Genomic DNA, 25831 nt, shown 5'->3' with positions numbered 1-25831 from the left:
TGTAGCGGATGCGCGCCTGCCCGGCGACCTGCTGCGGCTTGTGCAGATGGCCGAGGGCGACGTAGGCGACGGACTCGGGGAACAGACTGGCCGGCAGCGCTTCGGCGCTGCCGATAACGATATTGCGCTCGGACTCCTCCGACACCGCGCCGCCGGCCATGTGTGCGTGGCTCATGGCGACCAGCGCCTGGCCGGGCTGGCGTGCGGATTCGGCGGCAGCGATCAGCCGCTCGTGGACCTGACGGATGCCGGCCATGTAGTCGTCGCCCAGCGTCATTCCGGTGACTTCGGCCGGACGCAGGAAGGGCAGGGTGAGACACCAGACGGCGGTGTTGCCAGCGGCGTCGTGTAGCGGCACCAGCAGCCGCTGGTGATCCAGCTGGCCCTCGGAGACCCAGCTGATGCGACCGACGGCGTGTGCGTTGAGACGCTTCATCAGCGGCGCCGGTAGTTCGATGCGACCGCCGGAATCGTGGTTGCCGGCGATCATGACGATGTCCAGCTGCGGGAGTTTTTCGTGGGCGCGGACGATGAAATCGTAGAGGCGTTCCTGGGCCTTGAGTGGCGGGTTGACCGTGTCGAACACATCGCCGGCGATCAGCAGGGCGTCGGCGCGGTGGGCGACCAGCTGGTCGAGCAGCCAGGCGAGGAATTGCGCGTGTTCGAAGTCGCGGTCCTGGCCGTGGAGGGTCTGGCCGAGGTGCCAGTCGGAGGTGTGGATCAGGCGCATGGGCTCAGGCTCATTGTGGGCGGGTGCAGTGGCGAACCGCTGGCTTGGGATGGGCGGTGGGTGGTTGCGTCGGATGTAAGGCTTGTGGGAGCAGTCTTGACCGCGAAGCTGGTTGGTTTTTGAGTTTTTAGGTGGCTGCCGCTCTTCGTGCCGGTATGAGGCGCCGGTTTCGCCCTGCTGGGCGACTCACTTTTTTCAGTCGCGAAAAAAGTAAGCAAAAACGCTTGCCCCTGCATCCGGGTCTCGCTGCGCGAGACTTCCCTCATTTCATCCACGTTCCGGGGGCCGGCGTACAAGGGCCATCCATGGCCCTTTACGCCTCTCGCGGCATCCATGCCGCTCACTCCCCTCCACGCGGATTCCATTCGGCCTCCTGAAAGGGGCGTTTGGTGTTGCCTGAAAGCTTGTGCAAATGGCAATGGGCGGGGGGCGTTGTAATTGGCCACATCTACACTCTGCTTGGTTGATCCGCGTGGCAATACACAGGGCGTAGGGACCATCATTGGTTCTGCACGCGATAAACGGCACAGACTTTCGCCTCTACTATCTCTCGGAAACTCACAGGCGACTCGGACCCAAGTCCCCGTCAGGAGGCCGAACGTAGTCGCTGTGGAAGGGGTTGAGCGGCATGGATGCCGCGAGAGCTGCGCAGGGCCATGGATGGCCCTCCGCAGCGTGCCCCTGGAATGGCGATGGAGTGAGGGTACCCTTCGCGCAGCGAAGGGCCGGATGCCGGGGTGGCCTTCTTTTTGGTTACTTTTTCTTGGCCAGACAAGAAAAAGTGACGCGCCGTGAGAGGCGCAACCCGGATTCCAGGCCCAGGAAAGCGCGGCGCTCACATACCGAAATCCGTGCCGACGCTCTTCGCGGTTAAGACCGCTCCCACATGGAGGCAGCGGCCCTTCACGGTCACGACCACCCCCACAAGCCCTCACGAGTACAACCACCCCTTCAACGCCTGCAGATTCCCCACCTGCAGCTGCTGCGCCGCCGCATTGGCCTGAACGGTATTCGGATCGATGCCGAAGCGCTGCAGCACGTACTGCACCAGCGCTCCGCGCGTCTCCACGGGCAGTTGGCCCTCGACCATGCCGAAGTCCACCTCGATGATCGCCTTCTGCGCAGGGCTCAATCGCGCGTCCGGCTCGATCAGCACGGTCACCGGCGTGTTCCACGCCTCGTCCTGCTCGCGGATGTGTTCGCTTTCGTCCATCAGGTCCGGCTCGCCACGGAAGCGGCTGAGCACGAAATCGCGGTATTCGCGGTTCTTCTCGCAGTAGGCGCGCACGTGCCAGCGCATGCCGGTGAACACCAGCGTGTGCGGCGCCATCACACGGATTTCCACCTCGGGATTGGCCAGCGAGACATACTCGCTCTCCAGCCGCAGCCCCTCGCGACAGGCCTGCAGGATCGGCCGCAGCACCTCGGGTCGGATACTGCGGTCCGGCACCTGCAGCACTTCGGTATGCGCGTAGGCCAGCGCCAGGCCCTCGATATGCGGGGCGCGCACACGGTTCTGGTCGAGTAAATGCAGATAGGCGCTGGCGCTGCCGTCGATGAACAGCGGCTGGAAGCCTTTGGTCGGCTTGTAGCCCTTCAGATGGCGGTCATATGTCAGGTTTTTGGGCGCATGTTCGTTCAGGTAGGTGTTGATGTCTTTCGATGCCTGCTGGCGGCTGATGCCGAAACTCTGCATCAGGTGGCCCGTGGTCAGGCGGCCTTCCCACCAGGCGATGGTCTCGATCAGCCGGTAGCGCAGCGCCAGGTCCCAGCGAATCTGACTGATCGATTGCTTGCGTTTCATCGCCTCTGCACCTGTTCCAAAGATTTACATGCCTATGTCGAGCAGGTCGACGTGTCGCGCAACGCTACATATATTCGGGGTATGTTTCAACTCGATCCGGTGGATGAGGAGACCCTGACATGAGCCTGATGATCAATGCGTTGGTGATGTCCTGCATGGCGTTCGTTGTGATGCTGTTTCTGGCCTGGCTGGCCTATGGCAGCGGCAATCGGAAGGGGTGATGAGCGTTACAGTTCTATGAAGATCAGTGGATTCCCGATGGACGGCATGAATCTCCGAGCGACGAACAGGGTCTTTGTCTCAGGCTCATTGCTAGAGATGCTTCATGAAGACTCTTTCCCGCTACCTGGCCGAAACCTTCACCTCGCAGTACCGCACGCGCGTCGAGCCGCAAGCGGACGGTCGCCTGCTGGTGCATGTCGGCTACCCGATCAATGGCACCCACGCCACGCGCATCATGGCCGGGCACCAGGTGCAGAACACCCTGCTGGTCGAAACCATACTCGAAGACATGCGTAACGAACTGGCTCGTCCGCAATGATGCTCAGCGCGTCGCCGGCAGTGCGATGCGCACCCGCAAACCGCCCAGCGGGCTTTCTTCAAGACTCCACTCGCCACGCCAGGCCGTCAGGATATCGCTGACGATTCCCAGCCCCAGCCCGTGACCTTCCGCCGACTCGTCCAGCCGTACGCCACGGTTGATGACCTGCTCGCGCTGTGCCGCCGGAATCCCCGGTCCGTCGTCGTCCACCAGCAGGACGAAGCCATCGCCGTTGCGCTCGATGCTCAGCTCGACGCGGCTACGGGCCCACTTGCAGGCGTTATCCAGCAGATTGCCCAGCAGCTCGAGCATGTCCTCGCGATCACGCGGCAGGCGGCAGCCGGCGGGCGCCTGCCAGCGCAGGTCGAGGCCGCTGCGGTGGATCATCGCCAGCGTATCGAGCAGCGCCGGCAGTTCCGCGTCGCAGTCGAAATGCGCACCGGGCAGCACGTCCACCGATAGCCGCGCGCGGCCCAGTTCGCGGCTGACCCGCTGCTGGATCTGCTCCAGCTGCTCCTGCAGGCTGGCCTGCAGTTCGGGGTGGGCGGCGAGTTCTTCGCGTTGCACCAGGCTGCCGAGCACCGCCAGCGGTGTTTTCAGCGCGTGACCGAGGTTTCCCAGCGCGTGCCGCGAGCGCTGCAGGGTCTCCTCCGTGTGGCTGAGCAGATGATTGATCTGCTCCACCAGCGGCTGCAGCTCGACGGGCGCCTGCTGGTCCAGCTGCTGGCGCTGGCCCTGCTGCAGCTGGGCGATCTGCTGCCGCGCGCGCTCCAGCGGGCGCAGTGCCAGCCTCATGGCGTAGCGCTGCAACAGCAGCAGGGCGAGCAGGGCGAAACCGACCAGGCCCAGGCCGCTCAGCCGCACGCGGGCAAAACTTTCGAGGACCGGCGTGTAGTCCTGCGCCACGCTGATGACGATCGGCTGGCCGTCGCGGCGGTACTCGGCGCGATAACCCAGCAGTCGCTGTTCCTGCGGGCCGTCGAGCAGTTCGTCCGCCAGGCCCGCGCGTTCCGGCCATTCTGGCGAGGCGTCCCACAGCGAGCGGGAGCGCCAGGTGCGCTCGGGCAGTTCGATCTTGAAATAGTGGCCGGAGAATGGCCGTTGATAGCGCGGGTTGAGGCGCTGCACGTCCAGCTGATCGCCGTCCGGCCCCTTCACCAGTGCAATCAGCAGGCCCTCCGTTTCCTCGCGCAGATCGGTTTCCAGACTGCGCCTGAGGCCTGACTCGAAGAGCCACAGGCTTGTCTGCACCAGCACCAGCGCGACCAGTAGCAGGGTGGCGATCAGCGCCAGGCTGAGGCTGCGCTGGATGGACTTCACGGCTGGCCGCCGAAGCGATAGCCCTGGCCGCGGCGCGTTTCGATCAGTTCGCGGCCGAGCTTGCCGCGCAGCCGGTTGATATGCACCTCGATGACGTTGGAATCGCGCTCGGTTTCACCGTCGTACAGGTGTTCGGTCAGCTGGGTTTTCGACAGCAGCTGCCCCGGATGCAGCATGAAATAGCGCAGCAGGCGGAATTCTCCGGCGGTGAGTTCGATGTCCTGACCATCCTTGCGACAGCACTGGCGCGACTCGTCCAGCTCCAGGCCGCCGGCCTGCAACATGGGCTGGTTGGCCAGGCCGTGGGCACGGCGCAGCAGCGCCTGGATGCGCAGCAGCAGTTCTTCGGGATGAAAGGGCTTGGTCAGGTAGTCGTCGGCGCCGGCCTTGAGACCGTCGATGCGCTCGGCCCAGGAGCCGCGCGCGGTAAGGATCAGCACCGGTGTGGTGAGGCCGCCGGCACGCCAGTCGCGCAGCACCTCCAGCCCCGGTTTGCCAGGCAAGCCGAGGTCGAGAATGATCAGGTCATAGGGCTCGCTGGCGCCCTGGTATCCGGCGTCGCGGCCATCGGCCAGCCAGTCGATGGCATAACCGTTGCGGCTGAGGCTGGCGACCAGTTCATCGGCCAGCGGAACGTTGTCTTCGACCAGTAGCAGACGCATCAGTCTTCTTCATCCTTGAGCAGGCGCCCGTCGCGGGCATCCAGTTCGAGCTCGCGGGCAACGCCGTCGGTGGTGAGCAATTCGATCTCGTAAACGTAGATGCCATCTTCCTCCTCCAGCTCCGCTTCCAGCAGGCTGGCCCCCGGATAGCGCTCCATGGCGCGCTGGAGCAGGGCTTCCAGCGGCATGATCAGACCCTCGCGGCGCAGCCGCAGGGCCTCATCCTGGTCCAGGTCGCGGCTCGCCGCCGGAGTGGCAGCGAGCAGCAGGGTCAGTGGAACGGTTACGAAAAGGGGGGCACGCATGGATGGCCTCAGTCGTCCTGATGGTCCTTCAGCACTTCGCCGGTCTTGGCGTCGAGCTCGACGTCCCATTGCACACCTTTGTCGTCGCGCAGTTCAAGCTGATAGACGTAGCGGCCGTACTCTTCTTCCAGCTCGGTCTCCTCGACGGTAGCGCCGGGGTGCTTGGCCAGTGCCGCTTCGTTGAGCTTCTCGAACGACTGGATGGTGCCGGCATCGCGCAGCTTCAGTGCTTCGTCGGGACCGATGTCCTTGGCCATGGCCAGGTTGGCACCGAGGGCGAGGGTGGCGGCGGTGAACAGCGTAGTCAGTGTTTTCATGGTTTTGATTCCTGTGGTTGGTTTCGACGATTCACAGGTTACGGGGGCTTGCTTAAACGAAACTGAACGTCGCCAGGCGGCTGCGAATGCACCGTTCGGGCGAGGGCGAACCGCGCCATGGGGACTACGCTTGCTGCAGGTCAGCACGACCGATCGATCGGGGTGAGTCGTCATGAAAACCGTGTTTCTCGTACTGCTTGCGACCCTCGGGCTGAGTGGCCAGGCCTCTGCCGAGGATCTGCTGAAGCCCTCCACCACACCGCCACCGGTCGATGATGTGGCGGCTGGCAACAGCCTGGAGGCCGAGCCCGCTTACCAGGCCGAAGGCGTGATCCGCGCCATCGATGCCCGGCAGGGCAGCGTCACCATCGCCCACGGGCCGGTGCCGGAATTGAAGTGGCCGGCGATGGTGATGCCGTTCAAGGCGGACGCCGCACAGCTCGGCGGGCTGGCCGTGGGCGATGCGGTGGAGTTCCGCTTCAGCAACGGCGAGATGGATCCGCAGATCGTCTTCATTCGACGGCAGTAGCCTCAGCGTCGCGCCTGCTCGTGGCAGCAGCCGGCGGGCTCCGAGCGTCCGCTCGGGGCAACGCGATCATCGCTGTCGTAACGGTCGTGCAGGCGTACCCAGTCGGTGAGGTTGTGCCGCGGGCCCGTTTCGTTGCGACCGTTGGGCGTCATGTCCAGCAGTACATAGGTGCCGAGCAGTTCTTCCGCGCCGCGGCCATAGGCCGAGAAGGTGTGGAAGATGTCGCCCTGCGGGTCGCGGTAAAAAACACTGAAGCCCGACAGCTCCTCGCAGACGAAGGGTTGCCAGGCGTAGTTGTAGAAGACCTTGCCCTCGACGATGTCCTCGGCATCGAAGGACACGTGGAAGTCGCGGTTGAACGTGCTGCCGGCCGACGACAGCCAGCGGAACTGCCAGCCCATGCGCTGGCGGAACGCATCCAGCCGGTCGAACGGCGCGCGGGAAATGGCGGCGAAGCTGACGTCATGCTGCAGCAGGTGCAGTAGCGCACCGCCGATATGATCGGCCTCGAACGAACAGCCGACGCAACCCTCGGTCCAGTCCGGGCCGAACATGAAGTGCTTGATCACCAGCTGGCTGCGACCCTCGAACAGCTCGCTCAGGAGAACCGCGCCGCTGGCATCGTGAAAGCGATAGTCCTGCGCAAGGCATCGCCAGGGCAGTTGCCGACGCTTTTCGCTGAGCGCATCGCGCTGGCGGGTGAGCTGTTTCTCTTCCTGCAGATGGGCGCTGTGGGCGGCCAGCCAGTCCTGATCGGATACGACCTTGTGCGTTGCCATGTAGACCTCCGGGGCGCGGATTGGAAGCGGGCGCGGAGCCACCGCCGCGCGGCAATGGCCCTGTGACAGAGTCGATTGGCGCCGGGCGAAATCGACATCGGGCCAGGGAACGTCCGGCGGCTGGCGGCGCGGTGGTTGAACTTAGCGGCCGCCGCCGCGCTCGTAATTCAGGCAAGGGCCAACCGTATGGCCCGATCTGATCCCGTTCGCAGAAGGAATAACGAGATGTACAACAAGACACTGACCGCCGCGCTCGCCGTTGCCATCCTCGGTTCTGGTGCTGCCTTCGCCGCCGACAAACCCGGCGCCGACTGGACCAGCCTCGAACAGGCCGTAGAGAAGGCCAAGGCCGCCGGCTACACCGAACTGCACGGCATCGAGGCCGATGATGATGGCTGGGAAGGCGAGGGCATGAAGCAGGACGGCAAGAAGTACGAGTTCAAGATCGATGGCCGTACCGGCGAAGTGACCAAGGACAAGGAAGACTGAGCCTGCGCGTTCCTCTCGCCTGGCGTCTTCGCTGAGCGCATCGCCTGCCCCCTGGCGGCGCTGCGCTCAGCAGCCACTTGCCACCGCTCTCCCGCAACGGGAGGCAGCTACTGACAGAGCAGGTATCATCCACCTCCCTCGTCGCTACCGTGTAGCTGCATTCATGTCCGCTTCCAGTTCCCGCCCCAGCACCCTGCATCTGCCGCCAGGCGATTGGCCTACGGTGCTCGACTGCCTGTGCGCGCACTTCCCTGCGATCAGTCGCGCTACCTGGCTCGATCGCATCGCCCGCGGCCGCGTGCTTGATGCGCAGATGCAGCCGATCGATGCCGCGCAGACCTATCGGGTAGGCATGCGCATTCATTACTTTCGCGAAGTGCCGAATGAGATCCCGGTGCCGTTCGAAGAACGCATCCTGCATGTCGACGAGCATCTGGTGGTAGCCGACAAACCGCACTTTCTCTCGGTGATGCCGGCCGGCGAATACGTCAACGAAACCCTGCTGGCGCGGCTCAGCAAACGGCTGGGTAACGCCGATCTGGTGCCGATTCATCGTATCGATCGGCTCACCGCCGGTCTGGTGCTGTTCTCGGCCAACCGGGAGAGCCGTGGTGCCTACCAGGCGCTGTTCCGCGAGCGGGAGATCAGCAAGCGCTACGAGGCAATCTGCCCGGCGCTGCCGCATGTCGAATTTCCCCTGCGCCGACGCCTGTGCATGGTGCCGGGCGACCCCTTCTTCCTGATGCGTGAGGGCGCCGGTGAGCCGAACAGCGAAACGCTGATCGAGGTGCTCGAACGGCGCGGCGACCTCTGGCGCTACGGGCTCTCCCCCATCAGCGGCAAAAAGCACCAGCTGCGCCTGCACATGGCCACGCTCGGCGCCGGTATCTGCAATGACCCGTTCTATCCCGAGCTGCTCGAGCGCAGCGAGCGTGAGGCCGACGACTACGCGCGGCCACTGAAGCTGCTGGCGCGTGGATTGCGCTTTAGCGATCCGCTGAGCGGAGCGCTGCGCGAATTCGAGAGTACGCTGCAACTGGACTGGTAGCGGCGGGCGCACCTTCGCGGCATTGGCGAGTCTCAAATCCAAGACAGCCCAGCCACTGGTGCAGCCATGCCCGAAGGTCCTTCCATCGTCATCCTGCGTGAAGAAGTCGCGGCATTCGCCGGGCGCACCATCGAACGTGCCGAGGGCAGCGCCAAGATCGACATGTCCCGGCTGGCCGGTCAGGTGGTGCGTGGCTTCCATAGCTGGGGCAAGCATTTCCTGATCGAGTTGGACGACGTCTCCGTCCGCATCCACCTGCTGCTGTTCGGCAGCTACCGCATCAACGAGCGCAAGGATGCCGTAGCACGGCTTAGTCTGGGCTTTGCCAACGGCGAGCTGAACTTCTATGCCTGCTCGGTGCAGTTGATCGAAGGGCCGCTGGATGCGACGTACGACTGGAGCATGGACCTGATGAGCGACGCCTGGAGCCCGCGCGCCACGCTCAAGCGGCTGCGCGCACGTCCGCGGCTATTGGCCTGCGATGCGCTGCTCGACCAGACGCTGTTCGCCGGCTCCGGCAACATCATCAAGAACGAGGTGCTTTACCGCATCCGCGTGCATCCACTGTCGCTGATCGGCGAACTGCCGGCGGCCAAGCTGCGCGAGCTGGTGCGTGAAGCGCGTACCTACAGCTTCGAGTTTCTCCAGTGGAAGCGGGCCGGTGTGCTCAAGGCGCACTGGCTGGCCCACGGCAAGACCACCTGCGTGCGCTGCCGGATTCCGCTGGTCAAGGTGAAAGAGCTGGGCCGCAGCCAGCGCCGGGCGTTCTTTTGCGAACGCTGCCAGAAGCGCTATGGCGAGTCAGCGCAGATCGCGGCCGACGAGCCGGGCGCGGTGGATGAGGGGTGGGGTGTACAACGGCACCGCCTTCTCCACGCGGTTGATCTGCCGTCGCCCAGGTGGTCGCCGGGTCCCGGTGGAAAAGCTGCGCGTTTTCTACCCTACGGCGGCCGTGGTGTTGGGGCGTAGATGGTTCGTCGGTGCAGGATGCTCGTAGGGTGGACAACGGCACCGCCTTGTCCACGTCGCGGTCGGGCTCCGCTGCGCGTTGCCTATCGCCTCAGCGCAACAGCCGCCTGAGCGCCTCGGCCAGCTGCGGCGCCATGCTCACCGCGTTGCTTTCATGGGCGATGCAGTCGGTGCTCCAGATCTGACCGACGCCGGCAGCGCGGATCACTGCCAGCGCATCGTCGGCGAAGAGGGCGTGGGTCACTGCGACGTCTACCGAGGCGGCACCGGCGGCCAGGAGTTTCTCCGCGGCGTTGGCAAGGGTGCGACCGGAACTGGCGACGTCGTCGAGCAGCACCACATGGCGCCCGGCAAACGCCAGCGGCGGCAGCGCGATGTCGACCTGACGATCGCCGTGGCGCACCTTGTTGCACACGCCGTGTTCGAAGCCATGTTCGACGGCGGCAGCTTCGATCCATTGCAGGGCCTCGGCATCCGGGCCGATCAGCAGGGCGTCGGGATGCCGCTCGGCGATCAGCCGTGCCAGCGCCGGTGCCGCGCAGAGCGTGACGGCATCTTCCAGCGGCACGGCTTCCTGCAGGGTAGCGACGCGGTGCAGGTGCGGGTCGACGGCGATCAGCCCGTCGAACTGCCCGGCCAGCAGCTGGCCGATGACCCGCTGGCTGACCACCTCGCCCGGGTTGAAGGCGATGTCCTGACGCATGTACGCCAGATAAGGTGTGACCAGGATCAGTCGCCTGGCGCCCAGTCGGCGCGCCTCGCCGGCGATCAGCAGCAGCTCGACCAGCTTCTCGTTGGGATGGTCGAGGCCGCGGTAGATCACCAGCTGCTCGGCGATGGCCTCGCCTTCGCCCAGCGGCAGACACAGGCGCAGTTCGTCATCGGGAAAGCGGTGGCGCTCGACTGCCGCGGCGGCCAGCCCAGAGGCTTCGGCCAGCCGCAGGGCGGCGGCGCGCTCGTCATCGAAATACAGCAGCTGGTTTTGCATCGGCACTCCCGAAACGGTTTTTGGCTGTTCGGCGCTGCCGACCTGAACCTCTGGCGATCCCGGCGCGGCAGTCCGCCTGAATGGGATACAGACAGCCTGCGATGCGCAGCCGTTCGCCGGGAGTGGCCAGTCGTCGTCAGCGCGCTGCCCAGCCGCCGTCCATGTTCCATGCCGCGCCGCGTACCTGGTCACCGGCTTCGCTGCACAGGAACAGCGCCATGGCACCCAGCTGTGCGGGGGTGACGAAGTCCAGCGAGGGCTGCTTTTCGGCGAGCAGATCGTGGCGGGCGCGCTGTTCGTCACCACTTGCCCGCGCGCGCTCGTCGATCTGCTGCTGCACCAGTGGCGTCAGCACCCAGCCGGGGCAGATGGCGTTGCAGGTGATCGGTGTGGTGGCGGTTTCCAGCGCGACGACCTTGGTCAGCCCGACCAACCCGTGCTTGGCGGCGACATAGGCGGCCTTCTGCTCCGAGCCCACCAGCCCGTGCACCGAGGCGATATTGATGATCCGCCCCCAGCCGCGCTGGCGCATGCCGGGCAGCGCCAGGCGTGTGGTGTGAAATGCCGAGGACAGGTTGATGGCGATGATGGCGTCCCAACGGTCGACCGGGAACTCCTCCACCGGCGCCACGTGCTGGATGCCGGCATTGTTGACCAGGATGTCGACGCCGCCGAAGTCGCGCTCGGCATAGGCGAACAGCTCGGCGATCTGTGCCGGATCGGACACATCCGCGCCGTGGTGGCCGACCTTGCGGCCGTGCCGGCCGACTTCGGCCAGCGCTGCCGAGGCATCGCCGAAACCGTTGAGGATCAGGTCGGCGCCAGCTTCGGCCAGCTTCAACGCGATCCCGAGGCCAATGCCGCTGGTGGAGCCGGTGACCAGTGCGGTCTTGCCTGTGAGGTTCATGGTTTCTCCCGCTTGGCGGCGACCGCCCGAGGACGGCGCCTTTGCTTTTCTTGTTGTCGGAAGGCAATCGCTGATGGCGCCGCGCATCGCCGATAACGGCGAGCGGCCGCCACCATCAGACGATGCCGGTAGCGTAGTACACGCCGATCACGAAGAAGGCTGCGGCCGTGGCGATCAGGGTGATGGCGAAGATGTCCTTGTAGGATTCGCGGTGGGTCAGTCCGGTGACTGCCAGCAACGTGATCACCGCGCCGTTGTGCGGCAGGGTGTCGAGGCCGCCGGAGGCCATCGAGGCGACCCGGTGCAGCACCTCCAGCGGGATCTGCGCGGCGTTGGCGGCGGCGACGAAGCTGTCCGCCATCGCGGCCAGGGCAATGCTCATGCCGCCGGAGGCCGAGCCGGTGATGCCGGCCAGCAGGTTGACTGTGATGGCTTCATTGATCAGCGGATTGGGAATCGCCGACAGCGCGTCGGCCACCACGATGAAGCCCGGCAGCGAGGCGATCACCGCGCCGAAGCCGAATTCCGACGCGGTGTTCATCGCCGCCAGCAGCGAACCACCGACCGCCGTGCGGCTGCCCTCGGCGAGCTTGCCGCGCAGGGTGCCGAAGCTGGTCGCCAGCACCAGGGCGATGCCCAGCAGGAGCGCGGCCTCCACCGCCCAGATCGCGGTGAGTTTGCCGACCTCGGTGACCAGCGGTGCGCTCATGCCGGGCAGCTGCAGGCTGTGGCTGGTGCCGTAGAACTCGGGAATCCAGCGGGTGAACAGGAGGTTGGCCACCAGCACCAGAATCAGCGGCGACAGCGCCAGCCAGGGGTTGGGCAGGGCGATATCGGCCGGCGTCTCCGGCTCGTTGCGCAGGTTGGTGCCGTAGCCTTCGCCAGCGGCCATGGCCTTGCCGAGCTGCCACTTGAGATAGAGCATGCCCAGGCCAAAGACGAATATCGTGCCGATCAGGCCGAGCCAGGGCGCGGCCCAGGTGGTGGTGTTGAAGAACGTGGTGGGGATGATGTTCTGGATCTGTGGCGTGCCTGGGATGGCCGTCATGGTGAAGGTGAACGCGCCGAGGGCGATGGTCGCCGGGATCAGCCGCTTGGGCATGTTGCTCTGGCGGAACATCTCGGCGGCGAACGGATACACCGCGAACACCACGACGAACAGCGACACGCCGCCGTAAGTGAGCAGCGCGCAGACCAGCACGATCACCAGCATCGCCTGGCTGGTGCCCAGCAGACGGATCGCCGCGGCGACGATGGAGCGCGAGAAGCCGGACATCTCGATCAGCTTGCCGAACACCGCACCGAGCAGGAATACCGGGAAGTACAGCTTGATGAAGCCGACCATCTTCTCCATGAAGATGCCGGTGAAGGCCGGCGCCACGGCGGACGGGTCGGTTAGCAGCACCGCTCCCATGGCGGCGATGGGAGCAAACAGGATGACACTGTAGCCGCGGTAGGCGGCGAGCATCAGCAGGGCCAATGCAGCAAGGGCGATGACGACGCTCATCGGGGACGATCTCCTGGCCCCGTGCGGCACGACCGAACGCTGCCGAGGGCGTTCGGGGACTCGCTGCTGCACGGCAGGCGCATTGTTTTTCTTGTTTCGGCTGCGGACAGGCCGCACGGTGATTTAGCGAGTTCCGTGCCAGATATGCAACTCGCTGATTTCGATAGGGTTTCTGCAGGTTGTCCAAAATGGTGGACGGTATCGATGTCTTGAATGCTGGACAGTGCGGTCCAGCATTCCGGACAGCAGCGCCGTCCGGAATGCAGAGGCGAATCAGGTCAGGAAGTACAGCCCGCCAGCGATCACTACGCCGGAGAACACCAGGCAGAGCAGGCAGTAGCCCATGATGTCGCGCGCCCCGAGTCCGGCGATGCCCAGCAGCGGCAGCGCCCAGAACGGCTGGATCATGTTGGTCCAGGCATCGCCCCAGGCGATCGCCATGGCCGTGACTTCCGGTGCCACGCCGAGCGCGGCGCCAGCCGGCAGCATGATCGGCCCCTGTACCGCCCACTGGCCGCCGCCGGAGGGCACGAAGACGTTGACCAGCCCAGCACTGAGAAAGGCCAGCACCGGGAAGTTCTCGGTCGTCGACCAGGTGACGAAGGTGTCGGTGACCTGCCGGCCGAGCGATACGCCGGCCGCATTGGCGCCGACCATCATCCCCATGATCCCGGCGTAGAAGGGGAACTGCACGACGATGCCGGCGATGCCGCGAATGCTCTCCTCGATGGCGCGCATGTAGCGCTCCGGCGTGCCATGCATCAGCAGGCCGGCGAAGAGAAAGATCGAGATCACGATGTTCAGGCTCAACGCCAGGCCGTTCTCGCTGAAGTGCCGGTAGAAGAACAGCACCGCCAGCGCGACCATGATCAGGCCGAGGATGCGGCTGTCGTCCAAACGCTGGGTGGCGGTTTCCCGTGGGATGTCGCTCGGCTGGGGCTCTTCCAGCAGCGCCGGGTCGACCACTTTCGGCGTCTTCGGCTGCATGGCCCAGTTCAGCAGCGGCAGGCCGACCACCAGCACGGCGATGATGATCAGGTTGTAGGAGGCGAACAGCGTCTGGCCGACGCCGATGGCCTCGGTCAGTGCGCCACCGGTCATCTTCTCCAGATCGGCCCCGCCGCTGGCCAGCGACAGCGGGATCGAGCCGGAAAAGCCGCCGTGCCAGATCAGGAAGCCGGAGTAGGCCGAGGCGACCAGCAGCGGGTAGTCGACGCCGCGTACCTGCCGCGCCAACGCACGGGCGAAGACTGCGCCGATTACCAGGCCGAAGCCCCAGTTGATCCAGGAACCGGCCAGCGCCACCAGCGTCACGAGAATGATCGCCTGCCCGGGCGACTGCGGGATGCGGGCCATGCGGTCGAGCAGTCGGTTGATCGCCGGCGCCCGTGCCAAGGCATGGCCGGTGACCAGGATCAGCGACATCTGCATGGTGAAGGCCAGCAGGTTCCAGAAGCCGTTGCCCCAGTGCTGCGCCATCGCCGGCAGGCCCTGGCCGGTGCTGAGCATAGCGGCGATCAGCACGATCAGCGTGAGCAGGATCGCGAAGACGAAGGGCGAGGGGAGGAAGCGTTGCACCAGGTAGACGCTGGCGGCGGTTATTCTATTGAGCACGATGGGGTTCTCCCTTGTTGTCGTTATGTCGCCGCGCAGGTGCGGCGCTTCGCTTATGAGTGCGGCGGCGGCCGGCTGTTCCCGCTGCGCTTGAGGAGGTTGGTCGATGCGTGTTGCGCTTTTACTGTCGCTGCTGCTTGCGGGCTCCGCTCAGGCGCAAGAACCGCTGCGGCTGCGCCTTCAGGGGCACGAGCTGCACGCCGAATACGCGCAGACCGTCGCCCAGCGCGAACGCGGGCTGATGGGGCGCAGCGAACTGGCCAGCGACAGCGGCATGTTGTTCCGCTTTGATGAAGTGCGCCGGCACTGCCTGTGGATGAAGGACACGCCGCTGCCGTTGTCCGCGGCGTTCTTCGATGAGGACGGCGTTCTGGTCGATGTGATCGATCTGGAACCGTTCAATACCGAGATTCGTTGTTCGAAGCGGCCGGCACGTTACGCGCTGGAGATGGATCAGGGCTGGTTCGCCGAGCGGGAGATCGGACGGGGCGCGCGGCTGGAAGGGATACCGGAGGAGTAGGAGTGCAAGCGGTGCGTCGGTGCGTAGGGTGGATAACGGCGAAGCCTTACTCACCGTAACCAGGGCCGACGCATGCGGATGTTTGGGACGGTGTCGGAGGCGATCTTGGTGGACGCGTGGAAAAGGCTCTGACCGTTGTCCACCTTACGCTTTCATTCCCTCGTGGCGGCTGCTTCGCCCGTAGGGTGGATAACGGCTCCGCCTTATCCACCGCCTGCCGCGAATCCGTCTGAAGGCTCAATCCAGCGGCAACTCCGTGGTCCGCTTCACCTCGCTCATGGCGATATGCGAGTGCGCCTCCTGCACGTGGGGGCGTTGCAAAAGCTGGTCGCGCAGGAAGCGTTCGTAGCTGTCGATATCGCGCGCCACCACCTTGAGCAGGTAATCCGACTCGCCAGCCATGGTGTGGCACTCCAGCACTTCGGGGTAACCCACCACCGCCCGCTCGAACTCGTCGAGGTTGCTGCGTCCGTGGGCCGAGAGCTTGATGTTGACGAACACCGTCATGTTCAGCCCGAGCTTCTTCGGGTTGAGCAGGGCGACCTTGCGCTCGATCAGCCCTTCCTCCTGCATGCGGTGGATACGTCGCCAGCAGGGCGATTGCGACAGTTCGACCTTCTCGGCGATTTCCGCTGCGGAGAGGTCGGCGTTGTGTTGCAGAAGCAGGAGGATCTTGCGATCGATGCTGCTTAGGGGCGAAGTCTGCATGGTCGTGCCTGTTTTCTTGTTGTTAGCGAATGGGTCATGCACAGAAGCGCTGTTCTACCGCAAAAGTAGAAAGAAAATCTCTCTTCGTCACGGCCAGACTGTTAATCGACACGCGACGGTGGGGTGATCCCCTGCCGATTGCCGGCGTGGAGAAACAACCGTGCGGTTTCTCCATGACTGCGTCAGGCGGGTAGCGAACAACGCCACCCTGACTCCGATAACAACAAATTAGGAGCGCCCCATGTCTCTGGCCGAGATCCGTCTGGACGACAAGTACCGGCTTGCAACCGGTCATCTGTACCTCACCGGCACCCAGGCGCTGACCCGCTTGCCGATGCTGCAGCATCAGCGTGATCAGGCCTGTGGTTTGAATACCGGTGGCTTCATCTCCGGCTATCGCGGCTCGCCACTGGGCGGGCTCGATAAGAGCCTCTGGGAAGCCCGCGACTACCTCAAGCAACACGCCATCCACTTCCAGCCCGGCGTCAACGAAGAGTTGGCCGCCACCGCGGTGTGGGGCAGCCAGCAGACCAACCTGTTCCCCGGTGCCAAGTACGACGGCGTGTTCGCCATGTGGTACGGCAAGGGCCCGGGCGTCGACCGCGCCGGCGACGTGTTCAAGCACGGCAATGCGGCAGGTGTTGCACCCAACGGCGGCGTGCTGCTGCTGGCGGGTGACGACCACGGCTGCAAGTCCTCGACGCTGCCGCACCAGAGCGAGCATGCCTTCATCGCCGCCTCGATTCCGGTGCTGAATCCGGCCAACGTTCAGGAAATTCTCGATTACGGCATCATCGGCTGGGAACTGTCGCGCTACTCCGGCTGCTGGGTGGCGCTGAAGACCATCGCCGAGAACGTCGACTCCTCCGCCGTGGTGGAAGTCGATCCGCTACGCATGCAGACGCGCATCCCGGAAGACTTCGAGCTGCCCGAGGACGGCGTGCACATTCGCTGGCCGGACCCGCCGCTGGCTCAGGAAAAGCGCCTCAACCTGTACAAGATCTATGCCGCCCGTGCCTTCGCACGGGCCAACAACCTCAACCGGGTGATGCTTGATTCGCCGAATCCGCGCATGGGCATCATCACCACCGGCAAGTCCTATCTCGACGTGCGCCAGGCGCTGGACGACCTCGGCCTGGACGAAGCGCTGTGCGCCTCGGTCGGCCTGCGGGTGCTCAAGGTCGGCATGAGCTGGCCGCTGGAGCCGGTCTCGGTGCACGAGTTCGCCCAGGGGCTGGACGAGATTCTGGTGGTCGAGGAAAAGCGCAGCATCATCGAGGACCAGCTCACCGGGCAGCTTTACAACTGGCCGGTCAGCAAGCGTCCGCGGGTGGTCGGCGAGTTCGACGAGCAGGGCAATTCGCTGCTGCCGAACCTCTCCGAGCTGACCCCGGCGATGATCGCCCGGGTCATCGCCAAGCGCCTCGCGCCAATCTATACCAGCGACAGCATCCAGGCGCGCCTGGCCTTCCTCGCCGCCAAGGAAAAAGCCCTGGCTGCGCGTAGCTACGACACTGTGCGCACGCCGCACTACTGCTCCGGTTGCCCGCACAACAGCTCGACCAAGGTGCCCGAGGGCAGCCGCGCCTCGGCCGGTATTGGCTGTCACTACATGGTGCAGTGGATGGACCGGCGCACCGAGACCTTTACCCAGATGGGCGGCGAGGGCGTCAACTGGATCGGCCAGGCGCCGTTCACCGACACCCCGCACATGTTCCAGAACCTCGGCGACGGCACCTACTTCCACTCCGGCAGCCTGGCCGTGCGTGCGGCCGTCGCGGCCGGCGTGAACGTGACCTACAAGATTCTCTACAACGATGCCGTGGCCATGACGGGCGGCCAGCCCATCGACGGCGAGCTGCGCGTCGACCAGCTCAGCCGGCAGATCTTCCACGAGGGCGTCAAACGCATCGCTCTGGTCAGCGATGAGCCGGACAAGTACCCGACCCGCGATACCTTCGCGCCAATCACCAGCTTCCATCACCGCCGCGAACTGGATGCCGTGCAGCGCGAGTTGCGCGAATTCAAGGGCGTCTCGGTGATCATCTACGACCAGACCTGCGCCACCGAGAAGCGTCGTCGGCGCAAGCGCGGCAAACTGGAAGACCCGGCCAAGCGCGCCTTTATCAACCCGGCGGTCTGCGAGGGTTGCGGCGACTGCGGTGAGAAGTCTAACTGCCTCGCCGTGTTGCCGCTGGAAACCGAACTGGGGCGCAAGCGCGAGATCGACCAGAACGCCTGCAACAAGGACTTCTCCTGCGTCGAGGGCTTCTGTCCGAGCTTCGTCACCGTGCATGGCGGCGGGTTGCGCAAGCCCGAAGCCGTGGCTGGCGGTATCGAGGTGGCGACGTTGCCCGAGCCGCTGCACCCAACGCTGGATCGTCCATGGAACGTGCTGATTCCGGGTGTCGGCGGCAGCGGTGTGACTACCCTTGGCGCGCTGCTCGGCATGGCCGCGCATCTGGAAGGCAAGGGCTGCACGGTGCTCGACCAGGCCGGCCTGGCGCAGAAGTTCGGCCCGGTGACCACCCACGTGCGCATCGCCGCGAAGCAGAGCGACATCTACGCCGTGCGCATCGCCGCCGGTGAGGCCGATCTGCTGCTCGGCTGCGACCTGATTGTCGCGGCGGGCGACGAGTCACTGACCCGCCTCAACGAGCAGATCAGCAACGCCGTGGTGAACAGCCACGAATCGGCCACCGCCGAGTTCACCCGCAACCCCGATGCCCAGGTGCCCGGCGGCGCCATGCGGCAGGCCATCAGCGCGGCGGTCGGTGCCGAGAAGACCCACTTCGTCGACGCCACCCGCCTGGCCACGCGACTGCTCGGCGATAGCATCGCCACCAACCTGTTCCTGCTCGGCTTCGCCTATCAGCAGGGGCTGCTGCCGATCAGCGCCGAGGCCATCGAGAAGGCTATCGAGCTCAACGGCGTTGCCGCCAAGCTGAATCTGCAGGCCTTCCGCTGGGGCCGCCGTGCCGTGCTCGAGCGTGAAGCGGTGGAGCAGTTGGCACGCCCCGTCGATATGGTCGAACCGATCTGCAAGACCCTGGAAGAGATCGTCGACTGGCGCGTGGACTTCCTCACCCGCTACCAGAGTGCCGGACTGGCGCGCCGCTATCGCCAGTTGGTCGAGCGCGTGCGCGACGCCGATAGCGCGGACGATCTGGCGCTGTCCAAGGCCGTCGCGCGCTACTACTTCAAGCTCCTCGCCTACAAGGACGAGTACGAGGTAGCGCGGCTGTACAGCGAGCCGGAATTCCGCCAACAGCTCGAAGCGCAGTTCGAGGGCGACTACAAGCTGCAGTTTCACCTCGCCCCAGCCTGGCTGGCCAAGCGTGACCCCGTCACCGGTGAACCGCGCAAGCGCGAGCTGGGGCCGTGGGTGCTGAACCTGTTTGGCGTGCTGGCCAAGTTCCGCTTCCTGCGCGGTACGCCGCTCGATCCGTTCGGCTATGGCCACGACCGCCGCGTCGAGCGCCAGCTGATCAGCGAGTACGAGAAAACCGTGGACGAGCTGCTGGCCCAGCTCAAGCCGACCAACTACCGCACCGCTGTGGCCATCGCCGCGCTACCGGAACAGATCCGCGGCTACGGCCCGGTGAAGGAGCGCTCCATTGCCAAGGCCCGCCAGCAAGAGAAGTTGCTCCGCGAGCAGCTGGCCAAGGGCGACGAGGTGCAGAGCGTGCGGCTGTTCCAGCCTGCGGCCTAGCGCGATGGCCGCGAAGTTACTGGCGCAGGAGTAACGTCTGACAGCCAGTTTTTCGCGGCCCGGATCGCCCGAATAGCGGTGGCCCCGGTACCAGACAAGTAGGCCCTGCCCACGGCAGGGAACCAGACCAACAAGAACGAGGTAACCCAAATGTCCGTCTTCGCTCACCCCGACTTCGATCGCCACGAACAGGTGGTCTTCTGCCATGACCAGGCGTCGGGCCTGAAAGCCATTATCGCCATCCACGACACGCGCCTCGGTCCGGCGCTGGGTGGCTGCCGGATGTTTCCCTATGCCAATGACGACGACGCCCTGCGCGATGTGCTGCGGCTGTCGCGCGGGATGACCCTGAAATCTTCGCTGGCCGGGCTCAATCTCGGCGGCGGCAAGGCGGTGATCATCGGCGACCCGCACACCGGCAAGAGCCAGGCGCTGCTGCATGCGATGGGCGACTTCGTCGACAGCCTCGGTGGGCGCTATATCACCGCTGCGGACTCGGGCACCGGCGATGCCGAGATGCAGGCCTTTGCCCAGCGCACCCGCCATGTGGTGGGCGCCACGCCGCGCACCACGCTGGATGGCAGCATCGCCAGCGGCGACCCGTCGCCATCCACCGCCTATGGCGTGTTCGTCGGCCTCAAGGAAGCGGTGCGCCAGCGCCTTGGCCGCGACGATCTGACCGGGTTGAAGGTGGCGATTCAGGGCGTCGGTCATGTCGGCCTGGGCCTGGCGCGGCACCTCAAAGCTGCCGGCGCCGAGCTGTGGGTGGCAGACATCTTCGATGCCAACGTCAAGCAGGCGATGGAGGAAGTGGGCGCCAACGTGGTGCGCCCGCAGGACATCTACGGTCTCGATGTAGATGTCTTCGCGCCCTGCGCCATGGGCGGCATCCTCAACGAGCAGACCCTGGAAGTGCTGCGCGCCCCGGTGATCGCCGGCGCGGCGAACAACCAGCTGGCAACCGCCGAGATTGGCATCGAACTGCAGCGGCGCAACCAGCTCTACGCGCCGGACTACGCGATCAACGCCGGCGGCATCATCGACGTCTACTACCAGCGCACCGGCGGCAGCGCCGCGCAGATCGACGCCCATGTGAAAGCCATCGGCGACTCGCTGGGCGAGATCTTCACCCGCTCCGCTGCTAGCGGTGAACCGACTTCGGTGATCGCCGATCGCCTGGCGTTGGAGCGGCTGCACGCCGGTGGCGTGCCGCAAACCGAAGCGTTCAAGCGCCAGGCTTCATGAGTGATCCCGGCCGGGCGCCTGAGTGCGCCGGCCTTCGCTGAGCGGGGCGGCGGGCGCTGATCGCCAGCGCCGTACCCGCTCCGTTCGTTCGCACCGTCCCTGACAAAAACAACAAGCAGGAATCCGCAATGACCGATAAAACCAGCCTCGCGGCCGGCACCTTCGCCGGCGCGCGCGCACGCATCCAAGACAACGCCAGCCGCGGCCTATGGTCTTCGCGCTGGGTGTTCTTCCTCGCCGCCACCGGCTCGGCGGTGGGCCTGGGCAATATCTGGAAATTCCCCTACGTGACCGGGCAGAACGGCGGCGGCGCCTTCGTTCTGGTCTACCTCGCCTGCATCCTCTTGATCGGCATTCCGCTGCTGATGACCGAGGTGATGATCGGCCGTCGCGGTCGGGCGAATCCTGATGGCGCCGTTGCGCGGCTGGCCCGTGAAGCCGGAGCCAGTTCGCGCTGGCGCGTGGTCGGCTGGCTCGGCGGGCTGACCGGCTTTCTCATCCTGAGTTTCTATCTGGTGGTGGCTGGCTGGGCGCTGGCTTATGTGCCGGCGACCTTCAGCGGCGGCTTCGCTGGGGCCAGCGGCGAGGCCAGCGGCGAGCTGTTCGGCGCGCTGCTGGCGGACCCGCTGCGCCTGGTGGTCTGCGCCACGCTGGTGCTGGCGGCGACCATGCTGATCGTCGGCTTCGGCGTGCGCGGCGGGCTGGAGCGATCGCTGCGCTTTCTGATGCCAGGGCTGTTCGTGCTGATGCTGGTGCTGGTCGTCTACGCCGCCATCGAAGGCGAATTCGCCCAGGCGCTGCAGTTTCTCTTCGTGCCGGATTTCTCCGCGCTGACCGCGCAGAGCGTGCTGATCGCCCTCGGTCATGCCTTCTTCACCCTGAGCCTGGGCTGCGGCGCGATGATGGTCTACGGCTCCTACCTGCCGGAAGGCACCTCGATCGCCAAGACCTCGATTCTGGTGGCGCTGGCCGATACCGCGGTGGCGCTGCTGGCCGGCCTGGCGATCTTCCCGCTGGTGTTCGGCAACGGCCTGGAGCCGGGTGCCGGGCCGGGGCTGATCTTCGTCACGCTGCCGATCGCCTTTGGCCAGATGCCGCTGGGGCAGGTCGTCGGTGGGTTGTTCTTCATCATGCTGGTGATCGCCGCGCTGACGTCGGCCATCTCGCTCTCCGAGCCGAGCATCGCCTGGCTCACCGAGCGCTTCCGTATCAGCCGGACCAAGGCCGTGCTGGGCAGTGGTCTGGTGCTCTGGCTGCTGAGCCTGGGCAGCGTGTTCTCGTTCAATCACTGGGCGGACTACCAGCTGTTCGGCAAGACCTTCTTCGACACCCTGGACTACCTGACCACCAACTGGCTGATGCCGTTGGGCGGGCTGGGCACGGTGCTGTTCACCGGCTGGGTGCTGCAAAAACAGGTGGTCAGCGAAGCGATCGGCATCCGTAGCAACGGCCTGTTCCTGGCTTGGTGGAACCTGCTGCGCTACGGCACGCCGGTGGCCATCGTGCTGGTGTTCCTCAACCTCATGGGTTTGATCTAGCGCGATCACGGTCGTCCGTGTAGTACGCGCAGGTGGGCTGAAGCCCACCCTACAAGAATGCTGCGGGCTTCTCAGGAAGCCGTTTTGGTGGGCTCAGGTCCATCCCATAGCAGGCCGACGCAGGCCTTCATGGGGTGGGCTTCAGCCCACCTTTTTTATGCGCGATCCCATGCGCCGAATGACATGTGCGGCAGCTTGTCGCACCAGGCTGTCAGCTTTTCGTTACGCCTGGCAAGCCGCCAGGCCAGGCTTTTCAGCAAAAAAGGCGCCGTAAGGAAAACCTGACAGCAGGGCTGGCGCCAGCCGCTTTCCGTGCCCGTAAACAGCATTGTTCGCCGCCTTGGCCTGGGGTGTGATGGGGCCAGCCAAGCCGTGCAACGGCAGTCCTCACAACAATAATCAGGAGGCGATATGAACGCCGTGAACAAGATCGAACAGCACAATCCCATCGGTACCGACGGCTTCGAGTTCGTCGAATTCACCGCGCCGAATGCCGAAGGCATCGAGCAGCTGCGCACGCTGTTCACCCAGATGGGCTTTACCGAAACCGCCAAGCACCGCTCCAAGGAGGTCTGGCTGTTCCAGCAGCACGACATCAACATCGTGCTCAACGGCAGCCCCACCGGGCATGTGCGCGAGTTCGGCGAGAAGCATGGCCCGAGCGCCTGCGCCATGGCCTTCCGGGTGAAGAATGCCGCTCAGGCCGCCGCCTACGTCGAATCCCAGGGCGCCAAGCTGGTCGGCAGCCACGCCAACTTCGGCGAGCTGAACATCCCCTGCGTCGAAGGCATCGGCGGCTCGCTGCTGTATCTCGTCGACCGCTACGGCGACAAGAGCATCTACGACGTCGACTTCGAGTACATCGAAGGTCGTACGCCGAACGACAACGCCGTCGGCCTGATGTGCATCGACCACCTGACCCACAACGTCATGCGCGGGCAGATGGATGTCTGGTCCGGCTTCTACGAGCGCATCGCCAACTTCCGCGAGATTCGCTACTTCGACATCGAAGGCAAGCTGACCGGTCTGTTCTCCCGCGCCATGACCGCGCCGTGCGGCAAGATCCGCATCCCGATCAACGAGTCGGCCGACGACAAGTCGCAGATCGAGGAATTCATCCGCGAATACCACGGTGAGGGCATCCAGCACATCGCACTGTCCACCGACGACATCTACGAGACCGTGCGCCGCCTGCGGGCCAATGGTGTGGACTTCATGACCACGCCGGACACCTACTACGAGAAGGTCGACACCCGCGTCGCCGGCCACGGCGAGCCGCTCGACCAGCTGCGCGAGCTGAATCTGCTGATCGACGGCGCGCCGGGGGACGACGGCATCCTCCTGCAGATCTTCACCAACACGGTGATTGGCCCGATCTTCTTCGAGATCATCCAGCGCAAGGGCAACCAGGGCTTTGGCGAAGGCAACTTCAAGGCGCTGTTCGAATCCATCGAGGAAGACCAGGTGCGCCGCGGCGTGATCAAGGCGGACGAGTAAGTCCGGGGCGTAGGGTGGAAGACTGCGGAGCATCTTCCACGCGTCTGTGTCGGGCCGACCGACGCGTGGATGTGCTTCGCGACATCCACCCTACGCATCGGCGCCCACTGCGCCGCCATTGAGATCACGCGGTATCACGAGGAGAGGCACATGAGCCGCAAATGGATCAGTTTCCCCATCCGCGAGGGTGAGAGTTCGCGTCAGGCGCACTGCGATTTTCCGCAGGGCACCTACGAGCGCGAAATGGGCCGCGAAGGCTTCTTCGGCCCGGCTTCGCACCTGCATCACAAGCATCCGCCGACCGGCTGGATCGACTGGGAAGGCCCGCTGCGCCCGCACGCCTTCAACTTCAATCACATCCCCAGCGAAGGCGACTGCCCGCTGCAGGCGCCGCTGGCGCTGCACAACGCCGACGTCAAGCTGCGCCTGTGGAAGACCAACGGCGCCATGCGTCATCTGGTGCGCAACGGCGACGGTGACGAGCTGCTGTTCATCCACGAGGGCGCTGGGCATTTCTACTGCGACTTCGGTCACCTGGAATTCCGCGACGGCGACTACCTGATGATCCCGCGCGGCACCGCCTGGCGCATCGAGGCGACGCAGCCGGTGTTCATGCTGTTGATCGAGAACACCGATGGCGCCTACCAGCTGCCGGACAAGGGCCTGGTCGGCCCGCACGCGATCTTCGATGCCGCGGTGCTCGATCATCCGCGGCTGGACGACGCCTTCCGTGCGCAGCAGGACGAGAACCCCTGGCAGATCCGCATCAAGCGGCGAGACCAGATCACCACCGTGACCTACCCGTACAACCCGTTGGACGTGGTCGGCTGGCACGGCGACAACACCGTGGTACGGCTCAACTGGCGCGACATCCGCCCGCTGATGAGCCATCGCTACCACTTGCCGCCATCTGCCCACACCACCTTCGTCGCCAACGGTTTCGTGGTCTGCACCTTCACCCCGCGGCCGGTGGAATCCGATCCGGGCGCGCTGAAGGTGCCGTTCTTCCACAACAACGACGACTACGACGAAGTGCTGTTCTACCACCGCGGCAACTTCTTCAGCCGCGACAACATCGAGCAGGGCATGGTGACCTTCCACCCCTGCGGCTTCCCCCACGGGCCGCACCCGAAGGCGCTGAAGAAGGCCAGCACCGACCCGGCGACCTTTGCCGACGAGGTGGCGGTGATGATCGACACCCGCCGCGCGCTGGAGGTCGGCGAGGCCGCTGCAGCCGTCGATGTCCCCGAATACGTCAACTCCTGGCGTGCGCCGGGCAAGGAATCCTGATGAAACTCGCAACCCTCAACCAGGGCCGCGACGGCGTGCTCGTCGTCGTTTCCCGTGATCTCGCCCAGGCGGTGAAAGTGCCGCAGATCGCCGCCACGCTGCAGGCCGCGCTGGATGACTGGAACTACTGCAAGCCGAAGCTGGAGGCGGTCTACCAGCGCCTCAACGACGGGCTGGAGGAGGGCGCATTCGCCTTCGATCAGGCCGCCTGCCACAGCCCGCTGCCGCGTGCCTATCACTGGGCCGACGGTAGCGCCTACGTCAATCACGTCGAGCTGGTGCGCAAGGCGCGCGGCGCCGAGATGCCGGAATCCTTCTGGCACGACCCGCTGATGTACCAGGGCGGCGCCGATGCTTTTATCCCGCCGCACAGCCCGATCAGCCTGGCCGACGAGGCCTGGGGCATCGATCTGGAAGGCGAGCTGGCGGTGATCACCGACGACGTGCCCATGGGTGCGACGCCAGCCGAGGCGGCCGCGCACATCCAGCTGCTGATGCTGGTCAACGACGTGTCGCTGCGCAACCTGATCCCCGGCGAGCTGGCCAAGGGCTTCGGCTTCTACCAGAGCAAGCCGTCGTCGAGCTTCTCGCCGGTGGCGGTGACGCCGGACGAGCTGGGCGAAACCTGGCGCGACGGCAAGGTACACCGGCCTCTGGTTTCGCATATCAACGGTGAGCTGTTCGGCCAGCCGGATGCCGGCACCGACATGACGTTCAACTTCCCGACCCTGGTCGCCCACGCCGCGCGCACCCGCCCACTGGGCGCCGGCACCATCATCGGCTCGGGCACCGTGTCGAACTACGACCGCAGC

The 25831-nt window shown here is 65.3% G+C and carries 23 protein-coding genes and 1 pseudogene; 12 read left to right on the top strand and 12 right to left on the bottom strand.

Annotated features, from left to right (window positions below; genetic code table 11):
- On the bottom strand, positions 1–730 hold a 730-nt coding region (locus LO50_RS10335; protein ID WP_044314925.1), incomplete at its 3' end, for a metallophosphoesterase family protein.
- 931 nt (positions 731–1661) lie between these two features.
- On the bottom strand, positions 1662–2534 hold the full coding sequence (locus tag LO50_RS10330; protein WP_044314924.1) for a helix-turn-helix transcriptional regulator: 873 nt from the start codon (positions 2532–2534) through the stop codon (positions 1662–1664).
- Positions 2535–2859: 325 nt separating this feature from the next.
- Here LO50_RS10330 and LO50_RS10325 point away from each other — a divergent pair, with 325 nt between their 5' ends.
- The gene (locus LO50_RS10325) at positions 2860–3075 is read left to right on the top strand and encodes a hypothetical protein (protein ID WP_003281738.1); all 216 of its coding nucleotides are present in this window, start codon (positions 2860–2862) and stop codon (positions 3073–3075) included.
- 3 nt (positions 3076–3078) lie between these two features.
- On the opposite strand, the gene LO50_RS10320 is transcribed toward LO50_RS10325, so the two are convergent.
- Genes LO50_RS10320 through LO50_RS10305 form a run of 4 tightly spaced genes read right to left on the bottom strand, consistent with a single transcriptional unit; the run spans position 3079 to position 5679 of the window.
- Complete coding sequence (locus tag LO50_RS10320) at positions 3079–4395, bottom strand: sensor histidine kinase (RefSeq protein ID WP_044314923.1); 1317 nt, start codon at positions 4393–4395, stop codon at positions 3079–3081.
- Complete coding sequence (locus LO50_RS10315; protein ID WP_014821557.1) at positions 4392–5057, bottom strand: response regulator transcription factor; 666 nt, start codon at positions 5055–5057, stop codon at positions 4392–4394. The genes LO50_RS10320 and LO50_RS10315 overlap by 4 nt, the downstream gene beginning before the upstream one ends.
- The gene (locus LO50_RS10310; protein ID WP_003301964.1) at positions 5057–5362 is read right to left on the bottom strand and encodes a PepSY domain-containing protein; all 306 of its coding nucleotides are present in this window, start codon (positions 5360–5362) and stop codon (positions 5057–5059) included. Before LO50_RS10310 ends, LO50_RS10315 begins: the two co-directional genes overlap by 1 nt.
- Positions 5363–5370: 8 nt before the next feature.
- Complete coding sequence (locus LO50_RS10305) at positions 5371–5679, bottom strand: PepSY domain-containing protein (protein ID WP_003301967.1); 309 nt, start codon at positions 5677–5679, stop codon at positions 5371–5373.
- Between the two features lie 172 nt (positions 5680–5851).
- Between LO50_RS10305 and LO50_RS10300 the strand changes: the two genes are divergently transcribed.
- Positions 5852–6208 carry a copper-binding protein gene (locus tag LO50_RS10300; RefSeq protein WP_041014967.1) on the top strand — a complete coding sequence of 119 codons (357 nt, stop codon included), beginning with the start codon at positions 5852–5854 and terminating at the stop codon, positions 6206–6208.
- 2 nt (positions 6209–6210) lie between these two features.
- On the opposite strand, the gene LO50_RS10295 is transcribed toward LO50_RS10300, so the two are convergent.
- A complete protein-coding gene (locus tag LO50_RS10295) occupies positions 6211–6987 on the bottom strand; it encodes a DUF899 domain-containing protein (protein WP_041014966.1) in 777 nt (258 codons plus the stop codon).
- Between the two features lie 225 nt (positions 6988–7212).
- Here LO50_RS10295 and LO50_RS10290 point away from each other — a divergent pair, with 225 nt between their 5' ends.
- The 3 genes and pseudogenes from LO50_RS10290 to LO50_RS10280 form a co-directional block, all read left to right on the top strand.
- Entirely contained in the window at positions 7213–7476 is a 264-nt protein-coding gene (locus LO50_RS10290; RefSeq protein ID WP_044314922.1) for a PepSY domain-containing protein, read from the top strand.
- 163 nt (positions 7477–7639) lie between these two features.
- Positions 7640–8524, top strand: a complete 885-nt coding sequence (locus LO50_RS10285) for a pseudouridine synthase (RefSeq protein ID WP_044314921.1) — start codon at positions 7640–7642, stop codon at positions 8522–8524.
- Between the two features lie 66 nt (positions 8525–8590).
- Positions 8591–9370, top strand: a pseudogene (locus LO50_RS10280) (DNA-formamidopyrimidine glycosylase family protein); the annotation flags it as partial.
- Positions 9371–9584: 214 nt separating this feature from the next.
- Here the strand turns inward: LO50_RS10280 and LO50_RS10275 are convergent.
- From LO50_RS10275 to LO50_RS10260, 4 genes are all read right to left on the bottom strand, one after another.
- Complete coding sequence (locus LO50_RS10275) at positions 9585–10481, bottom strand: ribose-phosphate diphosphokinase (protein ID WP_044314920.1); 897 nt, start codon at positions 10479–10481, stop codon at positions 9585–9587.
- A gap of 136 nt (positions 10482–10617) precedes the next feature.
- Positions 10618–11388: a 3-hydroxybutyrate dehydrogenase gene (locus LO50_RS10270; protein ID WP_044314919.1), complete on the bottom strand. Its 771-nt coding sequence runs from the start codon at positions 11386–11388 to the stop codon at positions 10618–10620.
- Positions 11389–11503: 115 nt separating this feature from the next.
- A complete protein-coding gene (locus tag LO50_RS10265; protein ID WP_044314918.1) occupies positions 11504–12895 on the bottom strand; it encodes a GntP family permease in 1392 nt (463 codons plus the stop codon).
- A 273-nt stretch (positions 12896–13168) separates the two neighbouring features.
- Entirely contained in the window at positions 13169–14509 is a 1341-nt protein-coding gene (locus LO50_RS10260; RefSeq protein ID WP_044314917.1) for a short-chain fatty acid transporter, read from the bottom strand.
- Positions 14510–14615: 106 nt separating this feature from the next.
- Between LO50_RS10260 and LO50_RS10255 the strand changes: the two genes are divergently transcribed.
- Positions 14616–15029 carry a DUF192 domain-containing protein gene (locus LO50_RS10255; protein ID WP_044314916.1) on the top strand — a complete coding sequence of 138 codons (414 nt, stop codon included), beginning with the start codon at positions 14616–14618 and terminating at the stop codon, positions 15027–15029.
- Between the two features lie 237 nt (positions 15030–15266).
- On the opposite strand, the gene LO50_RS10250 is transcribed toward LO50_RS10255, so the two are convergent.
- Complete coding sequence (locus LO50_RS10250; RefSeq protein WP_003281718.1) at positions 15267–15737, bottom strand: Lrp/AsnC family transcriptional regulator; 471 nt, start codon at positions 15735–15737, stop codon at positions 15267–15269.
- A 241-nt stretch (positions 15738–15978) separates the two neighbouring features.
- Here LO50_RS10250 and LO50_RS10245 point away from each other — a divergent pair, with 241 nt between their 5' ends.
- The 6 genes from LO50_RS10245 to LO50_RS10220 all read left to right on the top strand — a co-directional run.
- Positions 15979–19449 carry an indolepyruvate ferredoxin oxidoreductase family protein gene (locus LO50_RS10245; RefSeq protein ID WP_044314915.1) on the top strand — a complete coding sequence of 1157 codons (3471 nt, stop codon included), beginning with the start codon at positions 15979–15981 and terminating at the stop codon, positions 19447–19449.
- 150 nt (positions 19450–19599) lie between these two features.
- Entirely contained in the window at positions 19600–20694 is a 1095-nt protein-coding gene (locus LO50_RS10240) for a Glu/Leu/Phe/Val dehydrogenase dimerization domain-containing protein (protein ID WP_044314914.1), read from the top strand.
- A 128-nt stretch (positions 20695–20822) separates the two neighbouring features.
- Complete coding sequence (locus tag LO50_RS10235) at positions 20823–22232, top strand: sodium-dependent transporter (RefSeq protein WP_044314913.1); 1410 nt, start codon at positions 20823–20825, stop codon at positions 22230–22232.
- A gap of 411 nt (positions 22233–22643) precedes the next feature.
- Positions 22644–23729: a 4-hydroxyphenylpyruvate dioxygenase gene (gene hppD / locus LO50_RS10230; protein ID WP_044314912.1), complete on the top strand. Its 1086-nt coding sequence runs from the start codon at positions 22644–22646 to the stop codon at positions 23727–23729.
- Between the two features lie 150 nt (positions 23730–23879).
- Positions 23880–25019: a homogentisate 1,2-dioxygenase gene (locus LO50_RS10225; RefSeq protein ID WP_044314911.1), complete on the top strand. Its 1140-nt coding sequence runs from the start codon at positions 23880–23882 to the stop codon at positions 25017–25019.
- Positions 25019–25831, top strand: an 813-nt coding sequence (locus tag LO50_RS10220) for a fumarylacetoacetate hydrolase family protein (protein WP_044314910.1), incomplete at its 3' end; no start/stop codon positions are given. The genes LO50_RS10225 and LO50_RS10220, both read left to right, overlap by 1 nt.

Origin of the sequence: Stutzerimonas stutzeri, assembly GCF_000935215.1 — a bacterium.
GTDB lineage: Bacteria > Pseudomonadota > Gammaproteobacteria > Pseudomonadales > Pseudomonadaceae > Stutzerimonas.
The sequence above is the reverse complement of the archived record's forward strand: the minus strand, read 5'-3'. Positions and strand labels throughout refer to the sequence as shown.